The 5,489-nt window shown below is 44.4% G+C and carries 4 protein-coding genes and 1 pseudogene; 2 read left to right on the top strand and 3 right to left on the bottom strand.

Going from position 1 to position 5,489, the window contains the following annotated elements; genetic code table 11:
• Nucleotides 1-3,137 (bottom strand): annotated as a pseudogene (locus tag B3182_RS15310) (hypothetical protein); the annotation flags it as partial.
• Between the two features lie 485 nt (nucleotides 3,138-3,622).
• Here B3182_RS15310 and pqqA (B3182_RS15305) point away from each other — a divergent pair.
• Nucleotides 3,623-3,694, top strand: a complete 72-nt coding sequence (pqqA, locus tag B3182_RS15305; RefSeq protein WP_081443609.1) for a pyrroloquinoline quinone precursor peptide PqqA — start codon at nucleotides 3,623-3,625, stop codon at nucleotides 3,692-3,694.
• 286 nt (nucleotides 3,695-3,980) lie between these two features.
• On the opposite strand, the gene B3182_RS15300 is transcribed toward pqqA (B3182_RS15305), so the two are convergent.
• Nucleotides 3,981-4,193, bottom strand: a complete 213-nt coding sequence (locus B3182_RS15300; RefSeq protein ID WP_292354431.1) for a hypothetical protein — start codon at nucleotides 4,191-4,193, stop codon at nucleotides 3,981-3,983.
• Nucleotides 4,194-4,482: 289 nt separating this feature from the next.
• On the bottom strand, nucleotides 4,483-5,175 hold the full coding sequence (locus B3182_RS15295) for a plastocyanin/azurin family copper-binding protein (protein WP_292354432.1): 693 nt from the start codon (nucleotides 5,173-5,175) through the stop codon (nucleotides 4,483-4,485).
• Nucleotides 5,176-5,407: 232 nt separating this feature from the next.
• Between B3182_RS15295 and pqqA (B3182_RS15290) the strand changes: the two genes are divergently transcribed.
• Nucleotides 5,408-5,479, top strand: a complete 72-nt coding sequence (pqqA, locus tag B3182_RS15290) for a pyrroloquinoline quinone precursor peptide PqqA (RefSeq protein WP_081443609.1) — start codon at nucleotides 5,408-5,410, stop codon at nucleotides 5,477-5,479.
• Nucleotides 5,480-5,489: the final 10 nt, after the last annotated feature.

Raw genomic sequence — 5,489 nt, 5'->3', positions numbered from 1 at the left:
ATTAGCGGCGCTGGATATTGCTGAAAATTGTCAGGTGGTAACCAATTCTCTTCAGCACTGACAAAGTCATCAAAGTAGCGCCAGGTTTTGCGAGCTGCGATCCGCAGAAATTGTTGCTGCTCCAGTGTTAAATCTTGTGCCTTCTCAACAGCTGGTTGACTGATCCACCAGGCAATGACCGGTGATATCAGCCATAACACTAAAACCGGTAGGCAAAACACTAATACAGACAAAGGATTGATCGCCGGAATGGATAATAGCGTCGGCGTTAATACAATTGCCAGCAGCGGTGCAATCCACATCTCTCGGAAATAATCCGTTAGCGTCTGACATTTGTTGCGACGGGCATAGCTTGGAAGTTGCCAGATTAATAAGCCACGTTTAGTAAACAACATCCGTAGGCCGGATTGCACGATGGCACTGAGGTTTATCAGTGCGTCATATGGCAGAAATATCAGCGACATCAATGCCTGCATTATCGGACGATCAGTGGATAGAACCGTCATTTTCAAATGCAACAACCAGTCACTTTGTTTGGGCTTTTTCACCAGCGAGATCAGCGAAAATAGCAGAGTGGGTAACAATATGATTGTCAGCAACAGCAAGGTCCAAAACCAGACTATTCCAGTGGCAAATAACCACCCCATCACTAACAAAATCAATAATGACGGCGCCACCAGGCTGCGCCGCAGGTTATCCAGCAGTTTCCATTTTGATAACAGAGACAAAGGATTTTTGCGCCATGGCGTTAAGCTGTCATCCATCCGGTTTGAACATAAAACGTTGGGTAACAACCAGCCGACTAATTGCCAGTCACCACGAATCCAGCGGTGACGGCGACTGGTTTCAATGGGATAACTGGGTGGATGTGATTCAATTAAATCCACATCGGTAATTAGCGCTGATCGCGCGTAGCCACCTTCGAGTAAGTCATGGCTGAGGATCAGATTTTCGGGTAAACGGCCTTCGGTCACCTGCCGGAATGCATCGACATCGTAAATGCCTTTACCGATAAATGAACCTTCGCCAAAAATATCCTGATATACATCCGACACTTCCCGGGTGTAGGGATCAATACCTGATGCTCCAGAATACAATTTACTGAAGCGGGATTGGTTGGCGCTGGCCAGACTAATCGATGCTCGCGGTTGCAAAATCGCATAGCCATCCACAATCCGCCCGACATTTTCATCAAAAACCGGCCGGTTCAGTGGATGTGCTAGATTACCGATCAATGCATGCGCTGCGTCACGAGGTAACTGGGTATCGGTATCCAGGGTAATGACATATTGTATAGTCGTTAAAATATCGGTATCACCGACGATAGCCGAAAATGCAGTTAACGCCTCACCACGAAGCCTGGCATTGAATTGTTCTAATTTGCCACGTTTACGTTCATAGCCCATCCAGATTTTTTCATAAGGATTCCAGACGCGTGGGCGATGAAACAGGTAAAAAATGCACGGCCGATCTTCATTTCGGTAGGTATCATTCAGCCTCTCAATCGCCTTGGTTGCATAGCTGATGATCGCGGCATCTTCTGGCAAGGTTTCTGTGGCTGCGTCATGAAAATCAGTTAGCAGGGCAAAAAACAGATTGGCATCCCGGTTACCCAGATAGCGAATTTGTATCGCTTCAATCAGTTCATCCACATCCTTGGTGCTGGCTAGTAAGGTTGGCACGATGACCATGGTGCGATGTTGCTGTGGAATGCCTTGAGAAAAATCCAGCCTGGGTAAAACACGTGGCGGCAGTATTAAGGTAATAAAGTGATTAATTAGTGGAATCATCAATGCTGAGACACTGATTAAAAGTGGGATTGCCAATAATCCGAGCAGCCAGCCAGCAACATTTAACTGGAAAAGCCAGCTAACAATCAATAGCGTTGACACGATAGGCAGGATGACTATCGGTGCGAGGTATAGCGATAATCTCGAACGTTTAATAACGCGTCTTGCTTTTAGCTTCCACGAGACTTCGCAGTTCACCGACTGTTCGAGCAGGGTGCGACCGTCATCGATTAAATAATAACCAATATGAGCTTTACGATGATCTGCACCGACGGTTCGGGCAGCCTCTGCTGTGAGTTGAATACAGCCTTGGGCAACTTCCAACTCACTACAACTGCTGTTACGGGCAATATCTTCGACAACATGCCGATACCGGTCACGTGTTGCAAAATCCTGCCTTGGATAAACGTTCGGATCGCCTTGCTTTAATGCCTGTTCAACCACACTCAGGGATTCGACATACTGTTTCCAGTCCATAATGCCAATGAAGCGTAGGCTACTGAAACTATTGGCAATGGAGATTTGATTGGCGGCCGCCACACGACCTGATGATTCTGATAATTGTGTGGCCGTGACACCCTGTTCTAATAATCTGTGTTCAACCCAGGTTTGCACAAAGGCCATGGCCGGGCCCTGCGCCTGAAGCCGGGCATAAAATTCTTCCACAAAAGAAGCTGTTAACGGTACATCGGCATTGGCAAATTCAGCCAATACCTGAATAAGTTTTTTCGGATCATCTTCCGCCATCGCCAGCATGCGGTCTGCCCAGGTGATCGCGGCATCGCGTTCTTCACGACGTTGAGCAATACGTACGGCAACGCGGCGTAAATTTTCTAGTAAAGCCAATTGCAGCATAATTGGAAACGCCCACAACTCGCCCAGTTTTAAAGGCTCAACCGTTTGATAGGCAGCAATAAACTGGCTGACATTATCGCTGTCTAGACGGCCATCCATATGGGAAATCAATTCAATTGCCAGGTCGTAAACCCGTGGGTAACCAGCAGACAAGCCGTTGGCCAGCTTGGGTAATTCCCGGCTGTAGCCTCGTGGTAAATGATTTTTTGCCAGCAGAATTTGCTGTTCGATAAGATAAAAATTATCCAGTAACCACGACTCGGCGGGCACCATGGATTGCCCAGCGGTGGCTGCTTTGGTCACAACATCATAAGCAACATGCAGAACGCGCGAATTATCGGCTAACCGAGGCAGCAATTTATCTGAATCGAGTTTTGGATCAATTTGATGTTCCTGAGCCAGGGTCATCGCGTGGCGTTTGAGTTGTTCGATGCTTAATAATTCTGAGCGCAACAACTCCGTGTCCTTTTCATTTCGAAGGACGTGTCGCATGCGTGCTGCCAATCCGAACTCTTTGATATCTATGTCGATCTCCTCGTTCGAATGTGATGCCAGCAACTGCAACGGGAAGCTGCAGGTGCATCACAAGGGGCTGTTTAGCTTTCAGAAACAAAAAAGGCAGTTATGAAAGATCAACAAGCCCTAATATGATGTGTAGAAAATAGGCGGGGTGTCGTTTCGCTTATCTAGTGGGGACTAATGCACAGTATGGGCTCAATTTCGGTGTTATGTTTGATGATTTTGTGTAAGAAACCAAACACCCATTAAGCCTGTCTTTATGCAAAATATCCGTTACAAATAATCTTCAACGTTCTTTGGCAAGCCTGTTAAATAGAGTAGTCGTATATGAATCAAATGTACTTGATTTAAGTTAAGCAAAATCCTGAGCACAGACAAGCAAATCCCCTTATGGAAAATTTACCTGCAGGCGTAATATTTGATTCGTAAGTTAATGAAACAACCGGGAGGTGATTATCATGTGGACTAAACCAGAATATTCAGACATGCGTTTCGGTTTTGAAGTAACGATGTACATTTGTAATCGTTAAGATTTGAAACAACGCAAAACAAGAAGCCTCCGAAAGGGGGCTTTTTTGTGGGCGAGTGTTGGGGATGAAATCACGACATCACACTCTTAAATATCAAATTTCAGACATAAAAAAAGCACTCATGAATGTGTGCCTGTTTTATTTATTACCGGGACCAGTATCAACTACCACCCCCTAAAAACTTACTGGATGTTAAGTGTTTTTTTGTATTAATTTATGACAATCATTGCTTCTGTACATAGTGAGTTGGGAATCTTGCTATAAAGTTTAAAGCTGACTTTATGTTTCAATTTTTCTTTTGAATATTCTGAAAAGCTTTTGCAAGTAGTAAAGGAGCTGACTTTCCAGACATTCTTCTTGGTTTTCTTCCAAATCGACGGCTCATTTCTAACTCATGCTGCTCTTGTGCATCTAATTCTTTGATCAGTCGATCCAATTCATCCTGACTATGAATTATGGCGTGCTCTAATACGCTACGTCTTCGGGTTTTAAGGGGCATTTTAACGATTCCATATAGGTAAATAACGTCAGAGCACGAGCTATTGAAAAAGTTCAACTTTATCCAAAATATAGTAAGTCTATGACTAGCTAGGGTTTTTTGACTTGGTCAACAACAGACAATTCCAGGACCAACACTCAATCTTTCTGGGTATGCCGATGCCTTGGATTTAGCTTGTCCAAATACGTTTCCGATCAGTAGACTTATTTCAGGACGAGTCATCAGATATAAAAAAGGCACTTAAAATAAGTGCCTTTTTGCTATGGTGCCAAGTTATCTGAGCCCGAAATTACATACTTTCTGCTTCAGATATTGCTTTTCTGACCAGACGTCCAGCACCGCCACTGACATCGGCATTTTTAATCTGTTCGAGATTTACTGGTTCACCTACGATGATGACTCCACCCATACCTGAACCAATATGCGGTGTGCATTTATAGACGTAAATGCCTTCCTCTGTGAAGGTGTGCTTATAATTTTCACTCATCGGCGAGTTCCATTTCTCGGCACCTTCGGGAATCAAGCCATCTATTGATTCAGAGTTATGTGTGCTCATGTTGCGCCAAGACACAGAGTCACCAGAATTAATTTTGACGACCAGCGGATTAAACTTCAGGCCCTCTGCAGTTACGAAATGCGTTTCTGCTCCTTCACTTTTTGGCTCATCGGCTTGAGCGGCTGCGTCATCTGATGTTCCACTGACTTCTGTTTCTTCAGTAGCCATGGTGCTATCAGTCTTATCAAGCTCAGCGGCAGGTTCATCTTCAATGACCACTTCAGTTTCTGATGGGGCCGGGGTGATATTTTCAGTCGTGTCCATATTGCTCTGATTTTCAGAGCTCATTCCCGTTTCTTGGTTTTGTGTCGTGTCAGAACTGTCATCGCTACCACAGGCTGTAAACAGCGTGGCAGCCGCGAAAGACATAGTCAGTGCAATGGCGATATTTCTCGTTTGTGTAAACGCCGAAGTTGCTTTAAGCATATTTTGTACTCTCCTGATAAAAAAACTCTTGTTACAGATTAGGACAATGGCAAACCCCGTCCGTTCGATTTCCCTCTAAACCGCAAAATTATTATATTCACCCCAGTTGTTTATTGTGAAAATGCATAAAGTAAAATCCTGAGTCCGGATGAGTAAATCACCTTATGGCATTTTTAACTGTCAGCGTAACATTTCAATCGTAAGTTAACGAAATAACTTGGAGGTGATTATCATGTGGACTAAACCAGAATATTCAGACATGCGTTTCGGTTTTGAAGTAACGATGTACATTTGTAATCGTTAAGATTTGAAAC

Source organism: Methylophaga sp. UBA4204 (assembly GCF_002379485.1).
In the GTDB taxonomy this organism is placed as follows: domain Bacteria; phylum Pseudomonadota; class Gammaproteobacteria; order Nitrosococcales; family Methylophagaceae; genus Methylophaga.
This window is presented reverse-complemented; position numbering and strand designations above follow the sequence as displayed.

What these genes read in the sequence shown, in the direction of transcription:
- B3182_RS15300 (WP_292354431.1), bottom strand. Translation starts at nt 4,193, where the DNA reads ATGCCCCTTAAAACCCGAAGACGTAGCGTATTAGAGCACGCCATAATT.
- B3182_RS15295 (WP_292354432.1), bottom strand. Translation starts at nt 5,175, where the DNA reads ATGCTTAAAGCAACTTCGGCGTTTACACAAACGAGAAATATCGCCATT.